The sequence below is a fragment of the Oceanibaculum nanhaiense genome (genome assembly GCF_002148795.1).
Lineage (GTDB): Bacteria > Pseudomonadota > Alphaproteobacteria > Oceanibaculales > Oceanibaculaceae > Oceanibaculum > Oceanibaculum nanhaiense.
The window spans coordinates 385,657-404,015 of the sequence record NZ_MPOB01000004.1 but is presented as its reverse complement, the minus strand read 5'-3'; the positions used below and the strand labels follow the sequence as shown (position 1 = coordinate 404,015).

Annotated in this window: 15 protein-coding genes and 3 tRNA genes; all 18 read right to left on the bottom strand. The window is 63.5% G+C overall.

Annotation, left to right across the window (positions count from 1 at the left end; translation table 11 throughout):
* Positions 1–44: 44 nt before the first annotated feature.
* The 18 genes from nuoH to BKM74_RS09365 all read right to left on the bottom strand — a co-directional run bounded on the left by nuoH (position 45) and on the right by BKM74_RS09365 (position 18,141).
* On the bottom strand, positions 45–1,055 hold the full coding sequence (gene nuoH, locus BKM74_RS09450; RefSeq protein WP_086465446.1) for an NADH-quinone oxidoreductase subunit NuoH: 1,011 nt from the start codon (positions 1,053–1,055) through the stop codon (positions 45–47).
* The gene (gene nuoG / locus BKM74_RS09445) at positions 1,048–3,123 is read right to left on the bottom strand and encodes an NADH-quinone oxidoreductase subunit NuoG (RefSeq protein ID WP_086465445.1); all 2,076 of its coding nucleotides are present in this window, start codon (positions 3,121–3,123) and stop codon (positions 1,048–1,050) included. The genes nuoH and nuoG overlap by 8 nt, the downstream gene beginning before the upstream one ends.
* A gap of 21 nt (positions 3,124–3,144) precedes the next feature.
* Positions 3,145–4,437 carry an NADH-quinone oxidoreductase subunit NuoF gene (gene nuoF / locus BKM74_RS09440; protein WP_086465444.1) on the bottom strand — a complete coding sequence of 431 codons (1,293 nt, stop codon included), beginning with the start codon at positions 4,435–4,437 and terminating at the stop codon, positions 3,145–3,147.
* The gene (gene nuoE, locus BKM74_RS09435; protein WP_086465443.1) at positions 4,437–5,102 is read right to left on the bottom strand and encodes an NADH-quinone oxidoreductase subunit NuoE; all 666 of its coding nucleotides are present in this window, start codon (positions 5,100–5,102) and stop codon (positions 4,437–4,439) included. The genes nuoF and nuoE overlap by 1 nt, the downstream gene beginning before the upstream one ends.
* Positions 5,099–6,277 (bottom strand): NADH-quinone oxidoreductase subunit D, encoded by a 1,179-nt coding sequence (locus tag BKM74_RS09430; protein WP_086465442.1) that lies wholly within the window; start codon positions 6,275–6,277, stop codon positions 5,099–5,101. Before BKM74_RS09430 ends, nuoE begins: the two co-directional genes overlap by 4 nt.
* Positions 6,277–6,900: an NADH-quinone oxidoreductase subunit C gene (locus tag BKM74_RS09425; RefSeq protein ID WP_086465441.1), complete on the bottom strand. Its 624-nt coding sequence runs from the start codon at positions 6,898–6,900 to the stop codon at positions 6,277–6,279. Before BKM74_RS09425 ends, BKM74_RS09430 begins: the two co-directional genes overlap by 1 nt.
* A 27-nt stretch (positions 6,901–6,927) precedes the next feature.
* Positions 6,928–7,491, bottom strand: a complete 564-nt coding sequence (locus tag BKM74_RS09420) for a NuoB/complex I 20 kDa subunit family protein (RefSeq protein ID WP_217895459.1) — start codon at positions 7,489–7,491, stop codon at positions 6,928–6,930.
* Positions 7,482–7,847: an NADH-quinone oxidoreductase subunit A gene (locus BKM74_RS09415; RefSeq protein WP_086465439.1), complete on the bottom strand. Its 366-nt coding sequence runs from the start codon at positions 7,845–7,847 to the stop codon at positions 7,482–7,484. The genes BKM74_RS09420 and BKM74_RS09415 overlap by 10 nt, the downstream gene beginning before the upstream one ends.
* Positions 7,848–8,147: 300 nt before the next feature.
* Positions 8,148–8,224, bottom strand: a tRNA-Asp gene (locus BKM74_RS09410).
* A gap of 137 nt (positions 8,225–8,361) precedes the next feature.
* Positions 8,362–8,436, bottom strand: a tRNA-Val gene (locus tag BKM74_RS09405).
* A 108-nt stretch (positions 8,437–8,544) separates the two neighbouring features.
* A complete protein-coding gene (locus BKM74_RS09400; protein WP_176342475.1) occupies positions 8,545–8,835 on the bottom strand; it encodes an HU family DNA-binding protein in 291 nt (96 codons plus the stop codon).
* 271 nt (positions 8,836–9,106) lie between these two features.
* Positions 9,107–11,512, bottom strand: coding sequence for an endopeptidase La (lon, locus tag BKM74_RS09395; RefSeq protein ID WP_086465437.1), 2,406 nt, complete (start codon positions 11,510–11,512; stop codon positions 9,107–9,109).
* A 252-nt stretch (positions 11,513–11,764) separates the two neighbouring features.
* Positions 11,765–13,033, bottom strand: a complete 1,269-nt coding sequence (gene clpX / locus BKM74_RS09390; protein WP_086465436.1) for an ATP-dependent Clp protease ATP-binding subunit ClpX — start codon at positions 13,031–13,033, stop codon at positions 11,765–11,767.
* Between the two features lie 181 nt (positions 13,034–13,214).
* Positions 13,215–13,856, bottom strand: coding sequence for an ATP-dependent Clp endopeptidase proteolytic subunit ClpP (gene clpP / locus BKM74_RS09385; RefSeq protein ID WP_086465435.1), 642 nt, complete (start codon positions 13,854–13,856; stop codon positions 13,215–13,217).
* Positions 13,857–13,968: 112 nt separating this feature from the next.
* Entirely contained in the window at positions 13,969–15,534 is a 1,566-nt protein-coding gene (gene tig / locus BKM74_RS09380) for a trigger factor (RefSeq protein ID WP_086465434.1), read from the bottom strand.
* A gap of 102 nt (positions 15,535–15,636) precedes the next feature.
* Positions 15,637–15,721: transfer RNA gene (locus BKM74_RS09375), tRNA-Leu, on the bottom strand.
* Between the two features lie 153 nt (positions 15,722–15,874).
* Positions 15,875–17,356: an NAD(P)H-hydrate dehydratase gene (locus BKM74_RS09370; RefSeq protein ID WP_086465433.1), complete on the bottom strand. Its 1,482-nt coding sequence runs from the start codon at positions 17,354–17,356 to the stop codon at positions 15,875–15,877.
* A 2-nt stretch (positions 17,357–17,358) separates the two neighbouring features.
* The gene (locus tag BKM74_RS09365) at positions 17,359–18,141 is read right to left on the bottom strand and encodes an HpcH/HpaI aldolase family protein (RefSeq protein WP_176342467.1); all 783 of its coding nucleotides are present in this window, start codon (positions 18,139–18,141) and stop codon (positions 17,359–17,361) included.
* Between the last annotated feature and the right edge of the window lie 218 nt (positions 18,142–18,359).

Sequence of the window (18,359 nt, the reverse complement as noted above, 5' to 3'; positions counted from 1 at the left end):
TCCGGCGGCGCCTACCATAGTCGCCGCCCGCCGGATGACAAGCCTCACTTCGGCAGCCAGTCGAAAGCCACCAGCACGCCCGCCGTCAGCACCACCCAAAGCAGCGACAGCGGCAGGAACACCTTCCAGCCCAGACGCATCAGCTGGTCGTAGCGGTAGCGCGGGAATGTCGCGCGCACCCACAGGAACACGAACAGGACCGCGCAGATCTTCAGTACGAACCAGATCGGCCCCGGCACCCAGTTGAACGGTGCGATATCAAACGGCGGCAGCCACCCCCCCAGGAACAGGATGGTGGTCATCGCGCTCATCAGGATCATGTTCGCGTATTCGCCGAGGAAGAACAGCGCGAAGCTCATCGACGAATATTCGACGAAATAACCGGCCACCAGCTCCGACTCGCCTTCCGGCAGGTCGAACGGCGCGCGGTTGGTTTCCGCCAGCGCGGACACGAAGAAGATCACGAACATCGGCAGCAGCGGGATGGCGAACCACACCGTCTCCTGCGCACGCACGATGTCCGACAGGTTCAGCGACCCGACGCAGAGCAGCACCGTGATGATGACGAAGCCGATGGACACCTCGTAGGAGACCATCTGCGCCGCCGAGCGCAGCGCGCCCAGGAACGGGTATTTCGAGTTCGAGGCCCAGCCCGCCATGATGATTCCGTATACGCCCAGCGAGGAAATCGCGAACAGGTACAGGATGCCGACATTGATGTCGGCGATCACCAGCCCGTCGCCCACCGGGATCACCGCCCAGGCCACCATCGCCAGCACGAAGGTCAGCATCGGCGCCATGATGAACACGACGCGGTTGGCGCCGGCCGGCAGGATCGTCTCCTTGGCGAACAGCTTCAGACCGTCGGCCAGTGGCTGCAGCAGGCCGAACGGACCGACCTTGGCCGGGCCGGTGCGCAGCTGCATGCCGGCGATCACCTTGCGCTCGGCCAGCGTCAGATAGGCCACCGCCACCAGCAACGGCACCACGATGGCCAGAATCTGGGCCAGAATGATGATCAGCGGCAGTACATAGCCGTCCCAGAACTCAACCATGGGTCCCCGTCATCCCCTGCTCGTCGCCCGCATTCTTCAGCACGAAGGCCTCGGTGCATTTCGCCATCGTCACCGAGGCGCGGCTGACCGGGTCCGTCATGTAGAAATTCCGGATCGGATAGGCGATGGCCGCATCCTCGATGCTGCCGGCCTCGCCGAACGCGCCCCACGCGCCGGCCTCGGCATGCTCCACCCGGGCGAACGCCGGATGGTCCGCCACCAGCTTCTGGCGCAGCTCGACCAGCGAATTGTATGGCAGCGTCTTGCCCAGTCGCTCCGACAAGGCGCGCAGGATCTTCCAGTCCTCGCGCGCCTCACCCGGCGGGAAGGCCGCCATCTTGCCGAGCTGCACCCGCCCCTCGGTGTTGACGTAGAGGCCTTCCTTCTCGGTATAGGCCGCCCCCGGCAGGATCACGTCGGCGACATGTGCGCCGCGATCGCCATGATGGCCCTGATAGATCACGAAGGCTTTCTTCAGCCGGTCGCTGTCAATCTCGTCGGCGGCCAGCAGATAGACCGTCTCGATGTCGCCAGCTTCGGCACCGGCGAGGATGCCCGCGACATCCTTGCCGCCCCCGCCCGGCACGAAGCCGAGATCGAGGCCGCCGACGCGCGCCGCCGCCGTATGCAGTACGTTGAAGCCGTTCCAGTCCTCACGGACCATGTTCAGCTTCTCGGCGATCTCCCGCGCGGTTGCCAGGATCGCGGCGCCATCGGCACGGGTCAACGCGCCCTGCCCGATCACGATCATCGGCCGCTCGGCCGCCTTCAGCACCTTGGCGAAGGCGTGCTTGCCGGAGGCGAACTGGGACAGGATGGCCGGGCTGTCGCCCAGGAACTCGGTCTTGTAGGTCAGATCCACCGGTGCGCCGATAGAAGCCACCTTCAGCCCGCCCGCCAGCCAGCGCTTGCGGATGCGTGCATTCAGGATCGGCGCCTCGGTGCGCGGATTGGTGCCGATCAGAAGGATGGCGTCGGCCTGCTCGATACCGGCAATGCCCGTATTGAAGATATAGCCGCCGCGCGGGCCGGCAGTCAGCTTGGTGCCGTCCTGCCGGCAGTCGAGGCTGGCGGCCCCAAGCGCCGTCATGATGCCCTTCAGCGCATACATCGATTCGGCATCGACTGTATCGCCGGCAATCGCCGCCAGCTTCGCGGCCGGTGTCGCGCGCATCCTGTCGGCGACCGCAAGCAGCGCCTCATCCCAGCTGGCTGGCTGCAGCTTGCCGTTCACGCGGACATAGGGCGTGTCCAGACGCTGGCGCTTCAGCCCGTCGCAGGCATAGCGCGTCTTGTCGGAAATCCACTCTTCGTTCACGTCCTCGTTCAGGCGCGGCAGCACGCGCAGAACCTCGGAGCCGCGGCTGTCCACCCGGATGGCGGAGCCGACGGCGTCCATCACATCGACGGTCTCGGTCTTCTTCAGTTCCCACGGCCGCGCCACGAAGGCGTAGGGCCGCGAGGTCAGCGCGCCGACCGGGCACAGATCGATGACATTGGCCGACAGCTCGGAAGCCAGCGCCTTTTCCAGATAGGTCGTGATCTGCATGCTCTCGCCGCGATACAGCGCGCCCATATCATCGACGCCGGCCACTTCGCTGGCGAAGCGGATGCAGCGCGTGCAATGGATGCAGCGCGTCATGATCGTCTTGATCAGCGGCCCCATATGCTTGTCGGTGACCGCGCGCTTGTTCTCATGATAACGGCTGTCGCCCAGGCCATAGGCCATCGCCTGGTCCTGCAGGTCGCATTCGCCGCCCTGGTCGCAGATCGGGCAATCCAGCGGATGGTTCGCCAGCAGGAATTCCATGACGCCGTTGCGGGCTTTTTCCACCAGCGGCGTGTCGGTCTTGATGACCATGCCTTCAGCGGCCGGAAAGGCGCAGGAAGCGATAGGCTTCGGTGCCTTCTCCATCTCCACCAGGCACATGCGGCAATTGCCGGCGATGGACAGGCGCTCGTGATAGCAGAAGCGCGGCACTTCCTTGCCGGCCACTTCGCAGGCCTGCAGGACGGTGGCCCCGGCAGGGACCTCGACTTCGATGCCGTCGACAATCAGTTTCGGCATGGATATTCCCCTACCCCTATCCTACTCGGCGGCCCGGGCGGCAACGCCGCCCTTGCGCGCATGGATGCGCCGTTCCATCTCCGGCCGGAAATGCCGGATCAGCCCCTGGATCGGCCACGCTGCGGCATCGCCCAGCGCGCAGATCGTGTGCCCCTCGACCTGTTTGGTGACGTCTTCCAGCATGTCGATCTCGCCGACTTCCGCCTCGCCGCGCACCATGCGTTCCATGACGCGCCACATCCAGCCCGTGCCCTCGCGGCACGGCGTGCACTGGCCGCAGCTCTCATGCTTGTAGAAGTAGGACAGCCGGGCGATGGCCTTCACGATGTCGGTCGATTTGTCCATGACGATGACCGCCGCCGTGCCGAGGCCGGACCGCTTCTCGCGCAGCGTGTCGAAATCCATGAACAGCTCGTCGCACTGCTCAGCCGGCAGCACCGGCACGGAGGAACCGCCGGGGATCACCGCCAGCAGATTGTCCCAGCCGCCACGCACGCCGCCGGCATGCTTTTCCAGCAGCTCGCGCAGCGGAATGCCCATCTCCTCTTCCACATTACACGGCTTGTTCACATGGCCGGAAATGCAGAACAGCTTGGTGCCGCTGTTCTTCGGACGGCCCAGGCCAGAGAACCAGGATGCGCCGCGCCGCAGGATGGTCGGCACCACCGCGATGCTCTCGACATTGTTCACCGTCGAGGGGCAGCCATAGAGGCCGACCGCCGCCGGGAAAGGCGGCTTCAGGCGCGGCATGCCCTTCTTGCCTTCCAGGCTCTCGATCAGTGCGGTTTCCTCGCCGCAGATATAAGCGCCGGCACCGCGATGCAGATAGAGGTCGAAATCCCAGCCCGACCCGCAGGCATTCTTGCCCAGCAGGCCGGCGTCATAGGCCTCGTCGATGGCGGCCTGCAGGCGCATCGCCTCGTTGTAGAACTCGCCGCGGATATAGATGTAGGAGGCGTGCGCGCCCATCGCGAAGCTGGCGATCAGCGCCCCCTCGATCAGCTTCTGCGGGTCGTGGCGCATGATCTCCCGGTCCTTGCAGGTGCCGGGCTCGGATTCGTCAGCGTTGATGACCAGGTAATGCGGGCGGGCGCCGATCTCCTTCGGCATGAAGGACCATTTCAGCCCGGTCGGGAAGCCGGCGCCACCACGGCCGCGCAGCCCCGATTCCTTCACCTGATCGATGATCCAGTCACGGCCCTTGGCGATGAAATCCTTGGTCTGATCCCAGTCGCCGCGCTTGCGGGCAGCGGCCAGCTGCCAGCTTTCCTGACCGTACAGGTTGGTGAAGATGCGATCTTCGTCCTTCAGCATCAGACACTCGCCTCATCGCTATCCGACGTATCGGCTTTCTTCCTGGCAGGCTTCTTCGCCGGCTTCATGTCCAGCAGCGTGGTCGGCCCGCCTTCCGGCGCCGAGAACTGGCGGCCGTTCATCGGGCCTGCCGGCGGCACCTCGTCGCGCGCCAGCTGGTCGAGCAGACTGGTCGTCGTCTCGGCGTCCATATCCTCGTAGAAATCGTCATTCACCTGCAGGATCGGCGCATTGGCGCAGGCCCCCAGGCATTCGACCTCGACCATCGAGAACTTGCCGTCCGCCGTCACCTCGCCGAAATCGATGCCCAGCTTGTTGCGGCAGGTCGCCACCACATCGTCGGAGCCACGCAGCCAGCACGGCGTCGTGGTGCAGAGCTGCAGGTGGTACTTACCGACCGGCACCAGATGGAACATGGTGTAGAAGGTCGCGACCTCCATCACCCGCATCGGCGCCACGTCCAGGATTTCAGCGATATGCTCCATCGCCGCCTGCGGCACCCAGTTGTCGTGCTGGCGCTGCGCCAGGTCGAGCAACGGCAGGACGGCAGAAAGCTGGCGGCCTTCCGGGTACTTGGCGATGATCTTCTTGACCGTCGCCATGTTCTCCTTGGTGAAGGAGAAGCTCTCCGGCTGCTGCACCTTCACGGTCGGCGCGGCGCTCATCGGTCGATCTCCCCGAAAACGATGTCGAGCGACCCCAGGATCGCCACGGAATCGGCCAGCATGTGCCCCTTGCACATGTAATCCATGGCCGCCAGGAACGGGAACCCCGGGGCGCGGATATGGCAGCGGTACGGCCGGTTGCTGCCATCGGCCACCAGATACACGGCGAACTCGCCCTTCGGCGCCTCGACGGCGGTATAGGTCTCGCCGGCCGGCACGTGATAGCCCTCGGTATAGAGCTTGAAGTGATGGATCAGCGCTTCCATCGACTGCTTCATCTCGCCGCGCTTCGGCGGCGCCACCTTGCGGTCTGTGGTCTTCACCGGGCCATCCGGCATCTTCTCAATGGCCTGGCGCATGATTTTCAGGCTCTGGCGCATCTCTTCCATGCGCACCAGATACCGCGCATAGCAATCGCCGGTCTTGCCGATCACCACGTCGAAATCCATGTCGGCATAAGCGTCGTAGGGCTGCGACTTGCGCAGATCCCACGCCACGTTGGAGGCGCGCAGCGACGGGCCGGAGAAGCCCCAGGCCTGCGCCTCCTCCGCCGACATGACGCCGATATCGACGGTGCGCTGCTTGAAGATGCGGTTCTCGGTCAGCAGGCTCTCGATATCGTCGATCACCGCCGGGAAAGTCTCTATCCAGGCCAGAATGTCGTCAGCCAGCCCGGCTGGCAGGTCCTGATGCACGCCGCCCGGCCGGAAATAGGCCGAATGCAGGCGCGCACCGCACACCCGCTCATAGAACTCCATCAGCTTCTCGCGTTCCTCGAAGCCCCAGAGCAGCGGCGTCATGGCACCGACATCGAGCGCGAAAGTGGTGATGTTCAGCAGATGGTTCAGGATGCGGGTGATCTCGGCATAGAGCACGCGGATATATTGCGCGCGCGCCGGCACCCCGATGCCCAGCAGCTTCTCGACCGCCAGCGCATAGGCATGCTCCTGGCACATCGGCGAGACGTAATCCAGCCGGTCGAAATAGGGCACGGCCTGAAGGTAGGTCTTGTACTCGATCAGCTTCTCGGTGCCGCGATGCAGCAGGCCGATATGCGGGTCGGCACGCTCGATGACCTCGCCGTCCATCTCCAGCACCAGCCGCAGCACGCCATGGGCGGCCGGATGCTGGGGGCCGAAATTCAGCGTCATCGGCTTGATTGTGACCTCAGGCATCAGGCTTTCCCCTCATCCTGCGGGACATTGGCCTTTTCGTCGCCCGGAAGCTGACGGGTCATGCCTTCCCACGGGCTGGTGAAATCGAAGGTCCGGAAATCCTGCACCAGCTTCACCGGCTCATACACCACGCGCTTCTGCTCTTCGTCATAGCGCACCTCGACATAGCCGGTCAGCGGGAAATCCTTGCGCAGCGGATGTCCCTCGAAACCGTAGTCGGTGAGGATGCGGCGCAGGTCGGGATGGTCGCTGAACAGCACGCCGTAGAGATCCCAGGTCTCGCGCTCGAACCAGTTGGCGCTGGGGAACACCCCTACGACCGACGGCACCGGCGTCGCCTCGTCGGTTGCCACCTTCACCCGGATGCGCTGGTTATGCTTCATGCTCAACAGGTTATAGACCACCTCGAAGCGCTGTTCGCGCGCCGGGTAATCGGCCCCGCAGACGCTGACCAGCACCTTGAACTGACAGTTGCTGTCATCGCGCAGCATGGTCATCAGCCGGATCAGCGAGGCCGGGCGCGTCCACAGGATCAGCTCATCGGAGACAAGCTCGCTGCGCTCCACCTCGTTCGCCGCAGCGCCGGCGATATAGTCGCCCAGATCGATCAATGCTTGGTTCATGATGCAGTCGCTAGCGAAGAGAGGGGATCAGCGGGCAAAGCTGCTGGAACGGCCGATTTTCTTCTGCAATTGCAGGATACCGTAGAGCAGGGCCTCCGCCGTCGGCGGGCAACCCGGCACATAGATATCGACCGGCACAACGCGATCGCATCCGCGCACCACCGAATAGGAATAATGGTAATAGCCGCCGCCATTGGCACAGCTGCCCATCGAGATGACATAGCGCGGCTCCGCCATCTGGTCATAGACCTTGCGCAGGGCCGGCGCCATCTTGTTGCACAGCGTGCCGGCGACGATCATCACGTCGGACTGGCGCGGGCTGGGGCGGAACACGATGCCGTAGCGGTCGAGATCGTAGCGGCTGGCAGCGGTGTGCATCATTTCCACCGCGCAGCAGGCGAGACCGAAGGTCATCGGCCACATCGAACCGCTGCGTGCCCAGCCGATCAGCTTGTCCAGCTGAGCGACCACGAACCCCTTGTCGGACATCTCGTCGGTCACATGGCGCAGCAGGGCGTCCTGCTCGGCGCCGGGAGGCAGCGCCCCCTGGGGAGCCGGCACGAGGCCGTTGCGCGGAAGGGTCACTCCCATTCCAGGGCTCCTTTCTTCCATTCATAGGCAAAGCCGATGGTCAGGATGCCGAGGAACACCACCATCGACCAGAAGCCGAACAGCCCGATCTCGCCCAGCGAGATTGCCCAGGGAAACAGGAAGGCAACCTCAAGATCGAAGATGATGAACAGGATCGCCACCAGATAGAAGCGCACATCGAACCGGCTGCGCGCATCGTCGAAGGCCTCGAACCCGCACTCGTAAGCCGACACTTTTTCGGAATCGGGACGCTGCGGCGCGACGAGATAGGAGGCGATCACCATCACGGCGGCCAAACCAATGGCTACGCCGAGAAAGATCAGTATCGCCAGATACTCTTTCAGAAACTCTTCCATGCGATGCGGCCCTAGCGAGAACTCACCGGGTTGGTGTCGGGGCTCAAGGCCCCTGTCCCGTGCATTTGGCAGTCCGCCGTACGCTGCCCCTGGCCATCGCCATCGGACAGCGACTTCGTCAGCCATCGGATACGGGCGCCACTATACAGATGACATATCATTTGGCAAAGCAAACCGCACATGCAGCATGCATTCAGACGCGCCAAAATCCACCGGAACGCGCCCTAAAACGCGTAATGCGCCGCACACGGAAAGTGGCGACGCATCGACAGCGAAATCGGGTATTCATTTCCGAAGAAATGGCGGGAGTGACGGGGCTCGAACCCGCGACCTCCGGCGTGACAGGCCGGCACTCTAACCAACTGAGCTACACCCCCGCGACAGGGCCCCTCGTGAAAGGGAGCCTTGAAATAGCGTCTCACCCGATGGGTGTCAACGATCTTTCTCCAAGCTGAAACAGATTGTCCGACGCTAAAGTAGAAGCCGTTACAAAGCGTCGCGGATAGCCTGGAAATGGTGGGCGATGACGGGATCGAACCGCCGACATTCTCGGTGTAAACGAGACGCTCTACCGCTGAGCTAATCGCCCTTAAGCACCAGATTCCCTCTGGCATCGGCGCGCGCGGCGCCGAAATAAAAATCACGCCAGGAGAAAACCCGCTGGCGTGATTTCTAAAGCCCCAAAACGGAACGCGATTTAGTTGATCGCGTCCTTCAGACCCTTGCCAGCCTTGAACTTCGGCTGCTTGGAAGCTGGGATCTTGATCTTCTCACCGGTCCGCGGGTTACGACCTTCGCTGGCCGCGCGCGCCGAGACGGCAAAAGTGCCAAAGCCAACGAGACGAACTTCGTCCCCCGTCTTCAGCGCAGAAGTAATCGAATCGAAAACAGCATCGACTGCCTTACCGGCATCAGCCTTCGTCAGTCCGCTGTTTTCCGCGACCGCAGCCACGAGTTCATTTTTATTCACGTCGGCCCCCCTCGCAATCCTCAAAAAAGAAAGGCGTATTCAAATCAACGCCCAAGAACGCCACGAGGACATCCTCAAGACCGAGAGACTGTAAATCGCCCGATCCGCCTGCGTCAATCGCCAAGCCGCAGAAATCCGCAGTTTCCTGACGTTTTCTGGGGATAAATGCAAGTTTGCCGCATATTCCGGGATGCATCCGGAGAGGAATGCGAAAAAAATCGGCCCCCGGTCACGAGGACAGGGGGCCGATTCGGCAATTCACTCAGACAATCTGAGCCTGTGGGCAGGATCAGTGGGTCGTCAGACCGCCCCGATCCTCTTCGCCGGCAGGCCGGGACACCGGCTCCACCTTACTCTCATCCCATTCGATCGGGATCAGCGGCTGGCTCAACGCCACCTTCAGAACCTCGTCGATGTTCGCGCAGGGGATGATATCCAGACCCTTCTTCACATTGTCCGGGATATCCGCCAAGTCCTTTTCGTTCTCCTGCGGGATCAGCACGGTCTTCAACCCGCCACGCAGTGCCGCCAGAAGTTTCTCCTTCAGGCCGCCGATCGGCAGCACGCGGCCGCGCAGCGTGATCTCGCCGGTCATCGCAACATCCCGGCGCACCGGAATGCCGGTCAGCACAGAGACGATGGCCGTGATCATCGCCACGCCGGCCGACGGACCGTCCTTCGGGGTCGCCCCTTCGGGAACATGGACGTGGATGTCCTTCTTCTCGAAGATCGTCGGCTTGATACCGAAAGCGATGGAGCGCGACTTCACGTAGGACTCGGCGGCATGCACCGATTCCTTCATCACATCGCCCAGCTTGCCGGTCGCGGCCACCTTGCCCTTGCCCGGCAGCGTCACTGCCTCGATCGACAGCAACTCGCCGCCAACTTCGGTCCAGGCCAGGCCGGTCACCACGCCGACGGCATCTTCCAGTTCCACCTCGCCATAGCGGAACTTGCGCACGCCCGCATATTTGTCGAGGTTGGTGCTGGTGACCTTGATGCTCTCCTTGCTCTCGGACAGGATTTCCTTCACCGCCTTGCGCACCAGGTTCGCGATCTCGCGTTCCAGGTTACGCACGCCGGCTTCCCGCGTGTAGTAACGGATCAGGTCACGCAGCGCGCCATCGGAGATCGACCATTCCGCTTCCTTCAGGCCGTTCTCGGATACCTGCTTCGAGATCAGGTGACGGCGTGCGATCTCCACCTTCTCATCCTCGGTGTAACCGGGGATGCGAATGACCTCCATGCGGTCGAGCAGCGGCTGCGGCATGCGCAGCGTGTTCGCCGTGGTCACGAACATCACATCCGACAGGTCGTAATCGACCTCCAGATAATGGTCGTTGAAGTTCAGGTTCTGCTCGGGATCCAGCACCTCCAGAAGCGCCGAGCTGGGATCGCCGCGCCAATCGGCGCCCAGCTTGTCGATCTCGTCCAGCAGGAACAGCGGGTTCGAGGTCTTCGCCTTCTTCATGCCCTGGATCACCTTGCCCGGCATGGAGCCGATATAGGTGCGCCGATGGCCGCGGATTTCCGCCTCGTCGCGCACGCCGCCCAGGCTGATGCGCACGAAATTGCGGCCCGTCGCCCTCGCCATGGACTTGCCCAGCGAGGTCTTGCCGACGCCCGGCGGGCCAACGAGGCACAGGATCGGCCCCTTGATCTTGCCCACTCGCTGCTGCACGGCGAGATATTCGAGGATGCGCTCCTTCACCTTCTCGAGCCCGTAATGATCGGCGTCGAGAACCTCCTGCGCCAGCTTGATGTCCTTCTTGACCTTGCTGCGCTTCTTCCACGGAATCGAAAGCATCCAGTCGAGATAGTTGCGCACCACCGTCGATTCGGCCGACATCGGGCTCATCGAGCGCAGCTTCTTCAGCTCCGCCATCGCCTTGTCGCGCGCTTCCTTGGAGAAGCGCGTCTTCTTGATCCGCTCCTCCAGCTCGGCGACCTCGTCGCGGCCGTCCTCGCCCTCGCCCAGCTCCTTCTGAATCGCCTTCATCTGCTCATTCAGATAGTACTCGCGCTGGGTCTTCTCCATCTGCCGCTTCACGCGGTTGCGGATGCGCTTTTCCACCTGCAGCACACCGATCTCGCCCTCCATGAAGGCAAAGATCTTCTCCAGCCGCTCGGCGATCGAGTTGGTCTCCAGAAGCTGCTGCTTGTCGGCGATCTTCAGCGCCAGATGCGAGGCGACCGTATCGGCAAGCTTGCTGGGATCGTCGATCTGATTGATCGAAACCAGCACCTCCGGCGGGATCTTCTTGTTCAGCTTAATGTACTGCTCGAACTGCGCGACCGCGGCGCGCGACAGCGCCTCCAGCTCCTGCCCTTCGGAAGCAACATCGTCGAACACTTCGGCATAGGCCTGGAAGAAGTCCGGATTGTCGGTAAAGCTCTTGATGCGGGCGCGCTGGCCACCTTCGACCAGCACCTTAACGGTCTGGTCCGGCAGCTTCAGCAGCTGCAGCACAGTACCGATGGTGCCCACCTGATAGATATCGCCGGACTGCGGATCGTCCTGGCTGGCGTCCTTCTGCGTGACAAGCATGATCTGCTTGTCGTCGCGCATCACATCCTCGAGCGCGCGAACAGATTTTTCGCGCCCGACGAAAAGGGGAACGATCATGTGCGGAAACACCACGATGTCCCGCAGCGGGAGAACCGGAAACGTGCCGTCACGCGATTGCTCGTACATTCTACCTCTTTTCGACCCTGTCCCGCCGGGGGAATAACCGCTTCGATAAGGCTGGAAGCGACAGAAAATGGCGCGGGATGGCAGATCGACCTTTCGACTAATCAGATGGCCCTTGTTCAGGCCCGTTCAAGAGCGTGGCAGCACCATACATCGTCCGTCAAGACGGAACAGCCACAACCCCTTGATTAGAGGTTGTGGCCAGTTCGGATTTCAATGTCGATGCAGCCCCCAGAGGACGCCAACGGGGGACCGTCACGCGCTGGTATTCGCGTCCTTATTGCGCTCGCGGCTGTGGACATAGAGCGGCGCCACCTTGCTCTCCACAACCTCGCGGTTCACGACGATCTCGTCGATATCCTCCATGCCCGGCAGGTCGAACATCGGGTCCAGCAGGATACTCTCCATGATCGAACGCAGGCCGCGCGCGCCGGTCTTGCGCTGGATCGCCTTCTGCGCGATGGCGCGCAGGGCGTCCTCGGCGAAGGTCAGATGCACATCCTCCATCTCGAACAGCCGCTGGTACTGCTTGACCAGCGCGTTCTTCGGGTTGCTGAGGATGTCCACCAGCGCATTCTCGTCCAGATCCTCCAGCGTCGCGAGAACCGGCAGACGGCCGATAAATTCGGGGATCAGGCCGAATTTCAGCAGATCCTCCGGCTCGACCTCGCGCAGCACATCGCCGGTGCGGCGCTCCTCCGGCCCCTGCACATCGGCGCCGAAGCCGATCGAGGTGCCCTTGTTGCGCTGCCCGATAATCTTCTCCAGCCCGGAGAAGGCACCGCCGCAGATGAACAGGATGTTGGTCGTATCGACCTGCAGGAATTCCTGCTGCGGATGCTTGCGCCCGCCCTGCGGCGGCACGGAGGCAACGGTGCCTTCCATGATCTTCAGCAGCGCCTGCTGCACGCCCTCGCCCGAGACGTCCCGCGTGATCGACGGATTGTCCGACTTGCGGGAAATCTTGTCGACCTCATCGATATAGACGATGCCGCGCTGCGCCCGCTCGACATTGTAGTCGGCGGCCTGCAGCAGCTTCAGGATGATGTTCTCCACATCCTCGCCGACATAGCCCGCCTCGGTCAGTGTCGTCGCATCGGCCATGGTGAAGGGCACATCGATGATGCGCGCTAGGGTCTGGGCCAGCAGCGTCTTGCCGCAGCCGGTCGGGCCGACCAGCAGGATGTTCGACTTTGCCAGCTCGACATCGCCATTCTTCGCACCATGCGCCAACCGCTTGTAGTGGTTGTGCACGGCAACCGACAGCACGCGCTTGGCGTGGCTCTGTCCGATGACGTAGTCGTCCAGCACGGTCCGGATTTCCGTTGGCGTCGGAATGCCGTCGCGCGATTTGACGAGGCTGCTCTTATGCTCCTCGCGGATGATGTCCATGCACAGTTCGACGCATTCATCACAAATGAATACGGTCGGACCCGCGATCAGCTTGCGGACCTCGTGCTGGCTCTTGCCGCAAAAGGAGCAATAAAGCGTATTCTTCGAATCGCCGCCGCCGGATTTGCTCATCTTAACTCCGTGGGGTCACGTGCGCTCAATAGGCTATGTTAGCCGCAGCGTTCCGCTGGGCTCAATGTGAAAAAGCGCGGCCATGCGTCGATTTCGTTACAGCCGCCTTCACACGATCAACATTATTTAAATGGGTTATGGCAACCGCCAGGTAAAGGCGCGCGCCATAACCCATTGATCGTTATTTCTTTTCTTCCGCCTCAGGCACGGCGCGGCGGGAAACGACCTCGTCGATCAGGCCGAAATTCTTCGCTTCTTCGGCCGACATAAATCGGTCGCGTTCCAGCGTCTTTTCGATTTCCTCGATCGGCTGACCGGTATGATCGGCGTAAATCCGGTTCAATCGGGCGCGGATCGAGAGGATTTCACGCGCCTGAATCTCGATGTCCGTCGCCTGCCCCTGGGCCCCGCCGGAAGGCTGATGCACCATCACGCGCGAATGCGGCAGGCAGAAGCGCTTGCCCTTGGCACCAGCGGCCAGCAGCAGCGACCCCATCGACGCCGCCTGGCCGATGCACAGGGTGGACACGTCGGGGCGGATATACTGCATGGTGTCGTACATCGCGAGACCGGAGGTGACGACACCGCCCGGCGAATTGATGTAGATCGCAATATCCTTGGTCGGGTTTTCCGACTCCAGGAACAGCAACTGGGCACAGATCAGGCTGGCCACGCCGTCATGCACCTGCCCCGTCAGGAAGATGATCCGTTCCTTCAACAGCCGGGAATAGATGTCGTAGGCCCGCTCGCCCCGGTTGGTCTGCTCGACCACCATCGGGACCAGGGTGTTCATATAGACGTCGATCGGATCACGCTCACTCATCGCTCGGGTGCTTTCCTGCTTCGGACCGAAGCCGCCGGGCGTCGTACCCGGCGGCGGTGGGCATCATGTCACGGGAATTTGGCCCGCAACAAGCCCGGCTTCAAGCGCAGGATCACTCCGACTTGGCGGCGGCCTTCTTCGCCGGCTTCTTCGGCTTGGCTTCCGCAGCCTCATCCTTGGCGTCTGCCTTGGCATCCTTGTCGGCAGCCTTGGTCTTCTTGGCGGCGGCCTTCTTCGCCGGCTTCTTCTTGTCGGCGCCGGCTTCCTCGCCATCCTCGTCGATCGGCTTGAACAGCTCTTCCGCCGTTACGGTCTTTTCCGAGACCTTGGCCATTTCGAGGATGAAATCGATGATCTTCTCCTCGAACAGCGGCGCACGCAGATTGGCCAGCGCCTGCGGATTGCCGCGGTAGAATTCGACCACCTGACGCTCCTGACCCGGATAGCGGCTGGCTTCCTGGATCATCGCGCGCTGCACTTCCTCATCGCTGACATCGATGTTGTTCAAGCGGCCGACCTCGGAGAGCAGCAGGCCCAGACGCACGCGGCGCTCGGCGATGGTGCGGTACTCCGACTTCTCCTCGTCGTTCAGCTTCTCATCGACGGCGTGCTTGTGATCGTGGTCATGCCCGTGATCGTGGTCATGCCCGTGATCGTGATCATGGTCATGATCGTGGTCGTGATCATGATCGTGGTCATGCGCGTGATCGTGATCCGCGCCAGCAATCTGGCGCACGATGGTCTCGTATTCGGCGTCGAGCATGCCCTGCGGCACCTCAAAGCTGTGCGACTCGGCCAGCTTGTCGAGCAGGCGGCGCTTCACCCTGGTGCGCGCGGCCTGCTTGTACTCGCCCTCGATCTGCTGGCGGATAGCGGCCTTCACGCCTTCCAGATCGTCGAAGCCCAGGCTCTTGGCGAACTCGTCATTCATCTCGACCGGGATCGGCTCGTGCAGTTCCTTCACCTCGACGGTGAAAGCGGCTTCCTTGCCAGCGAGTTCGGCATTGCCGTACTCCTCCGGGAAGGTCACCTTCACTTCGCGGGTCTCGCCGGGCTTGGCGCCGACCAGCTGATCCTCGAAGCCGGCGATGAAAGTGTTGGAGCCGAGCGTCAGGCGCGCGCCCTCGCCCTTCAGCCGGTCGTCATCCTTGCCTTCCAGCTTGCCGGTGAAATCGATCACCACCACGTCGCCGCTCTTCACCGCGCGCTTCTTCTCGACCGGCTTGGTCTGCTGGTTCTGCTCGGCGATGCGGGACATCGCCTGCTCGATCTCTTCCTCGGCGATTTCGGCGGTCTCGCGCTCGACCTCGATGGTGGAGAAATCGACCGGCACGATCTCCGGCATGACCTCGACCTTCAGCTTGTATTCGAGGTCGGCACCCTCGTCGAACTTCTCGATCTCGATCTGCGGCTGCATCGCCGGACGGACATTATTCTCCGCGAGAGCCTGGCTGGAGCTGTCCTGCACCACCTGCTCCAGCACCTCGCCCATGACCGAGGCGCCAAAGCGCTTCTTCACCAGCGTCAACGGCACCTTGCCGGGGCGGAAGCCCGGCAGGTTGACCATCCCCTGCACTTCCGCAAGGCGGATATTCAGCTTTTCCTCGATGTCCTTGGCGGCAACGACCACCTTGAATTCACGGGTCAAGCCGGCGGACTGCGTCTGGGTGATTTCCATGGGGCTCTCGAATCGTTCTCGTCTGGGGCCGCGACGGGCGGCGGTGTCAGGTCAAATCTTCAACGCGTACTATCCGGAATGGCAACCCGGCCTTAGGCGGCATGGTGCGGGCGGAGGGACTTGAACCCCCACGGCTTTCGCCACAGGAACCTAAATCCTGCGTGTCTACCAATTTCACCACGCCCGCCCGGGACGCCGCACCGGCCGGGATCGCGACGCGCCAGCCATAAAGCCACGGACCATAAAGCCTGGGGCCGTGCAACCAAGCGCTATCGCCGCTCTCCCGAGCAACGCTAAGGGGGCGCTTGTATACCAATTGCCGGGACGCGGCAACACCCGCTCAAAAGCCCGGTGCGCGATTCCGCCGCAGCCGCTGCAGCAGGCCCGGCAGACGGTCGGGGATATCCTCGGCGATCAGCCCGGCCGGCGCGATGCCGGCGGCGGCGCCATGCAGCCAGACGGCGGCGGCCGCGGCCTCGAAGGCCGGCATGCGTTGCGCCAGCAGTCCCAGCACCAGTCCCGCCAGCACATCGCCGGCTCCGGCTGTCGCCATGTCGGCGGGGGCATTGTCGTTGATAACCGCCCGGCCATCCGGCGCCGCGATCACCGTGTCCGAACCCTTCAGGACCAGCACCGCACCCAGCATCCTGGCCGCCTGACGGGCGCGGTTCAGCCTGTCGCCCATAAGGTCAGGGAACAGCCGCGCGAACTCGCCGTCATGCGGGGTCAGCACACACGGCCCCTTAATCAGCGCGGCCAGCGCAGCCGCCTCGCCAGCGAAGGCGCTGATGGCGTCGGCATCCAGCACCGTCGCGCGTCCGGTCTCCAGCACGGCGCTCACGGCAGGACGCACCTCCGCGCCCTGCCCCGCTCCCGGCCCGGCCAGCAGCGCGTTGCGGCGCGGATCGCGCAGGATATCGGCAAGCGCCTCCCTGTCCGGACATTCCTGCACGATGGCACCCGAATGGTCGGCGGCATAGATATCGGCGGTCCCCGGCGGCACCGCGAGGCTCACCAACCCCGCCCCGATGCGCCGTGCCGCCTGCGCCGCCAGCCTTCCGGCGCCGGTCATCGGCCCGCCTAGGATCAGCGCATGGCCGCGATGGTATTTGTGGGTGTCACCGCGCGGTACCGGCAGGCTGTCCAGCCACAGCGCCGGGCCGTTGCGCCAGCAGGCCGGGGCGATGTCATCCATTACCGATTCAGGAATGCCGATGGGGGCGATCTCGACGGTCCCGCAGAGATCGCGACCGGGCAGCAGCAGATGGCCCGGCTTGGCGCGGAAGAAGCTGACAGTCAGCGCCGCCTGTGGCGCGTACCCTAGAACCTCACCGGTATCGCCGGAAACGCCGCTCGGCACATCGACCGCAATGATGGGCAGGCCTCGCGCCCCTGCCGCCTCCAGCGCCGCGCGCGCCAGGCCATCCACCGGTTTCGACAGGCCAGCACCGAACAGCGCGTCGATGACAAGCCCGATGCCGCTCCAATCGATGTCGTCAAAGCCGATAACCGGGCCGGCCCAGCGCGCGGCCATGACGGCCGCGTCGCCTTTAAGCTCTCCCGGCGGCACCAGCGCGGCGATTGTCACCGGCCAGCCGGCCGCCGCCAGCAGACGTGCGGCGACATAGCCATCGCCGCCATTATTGCCCGGCCCTGCCAGCACCAGCACCGGTCTGGGCGCCCAGCGCCGGCGGATCGCGTCGGCGACCGCCCTGCCCGCCGCCTCCATCAGGTCGAGGCCGGGCACGCCCCCCGTCATCGCCGCCTTGTCCGCCGCATACATCTGGGCGGTGGTCAGCAGCGCCAGGGAGGCGGCTTTCATGGCTACTTCCCGCCGGTGATGTCGGCGACCGCCCGGACCTTCGCCAGCGCGCCGTCGCGCAGGAAGGCGACATCGGCGCCGTCCAGCACCAGGTCGTAGCCCTGGCCGAACAGCGTGCGCGCGTCGAATTCCGGCGTCGGGATAATGCCGATCAGCTTGCCCGCCTGTTTCACCTTCACCTTCACGCCCTCGATAATCTTGCGCACCTCGGGGTGGTCCGGCTGGCCGAAATAGCCGAGACTGGCGGACAGATCCATCGGCCCGACGAAGATCAGATCGACGCCCTCGGTGCCGGCGATGGATGCTGCATTCTCGACGCCGGCGCGGGTTTCGATCTGTGCCATGACCAGCAGCTCATCGACCGTCTTTTCCAGATAGGTGGCGAGATCGGCGCCATAACCGGAAGCGCGGACGATGGGATAGGCGATGCCACGCACGCCGCGCGGCGGATAGCGGCAGGCGGCGACGGCGGCCTGTGCCTCCTCTGCCGTGCTGATGGCAGGAATCATCACGCCCTGCGCACCGGCATCCAGGATGCGCTTCAGATAGACCGTGTCGTTCCAGGGCACGCGGACCATGGCCGGGCAACCGCCGGCCTGGGCTGCCTGCATCTGCTGGATCGCCGCCGTGATATCGCCTGGCCCGTGTTCGCAATCGATCAGCACCATGTCGAAGCCGGCGCGCGCGCAGATTTCCGCCGCCATCCCGTTCGCCATGTTGAGAAAGCAGCCTAGGGCAGGCTTGCCGGCCTGCAATCTTTCCTTGAGCGGCATCGCCTGGGTCACCTGTTCGTCCCTCCCCTTCATTAAGACGGTTCATGCATAGGCCCGGCGCTGCGTCGTGACAAGCACGCGCCAGGGCAGATCAGCGCTGCAGTCGCGGGATCGTTTCATGAAACCGTCCGCAACTCTTCACGCCAGCGCAACCGCCCCGCCATGCCGACGTAACCGCCCCCGTTTAATCGAGACAGGATTGGCCGCTTGCGGCCCGTAAAGCCTTAGAG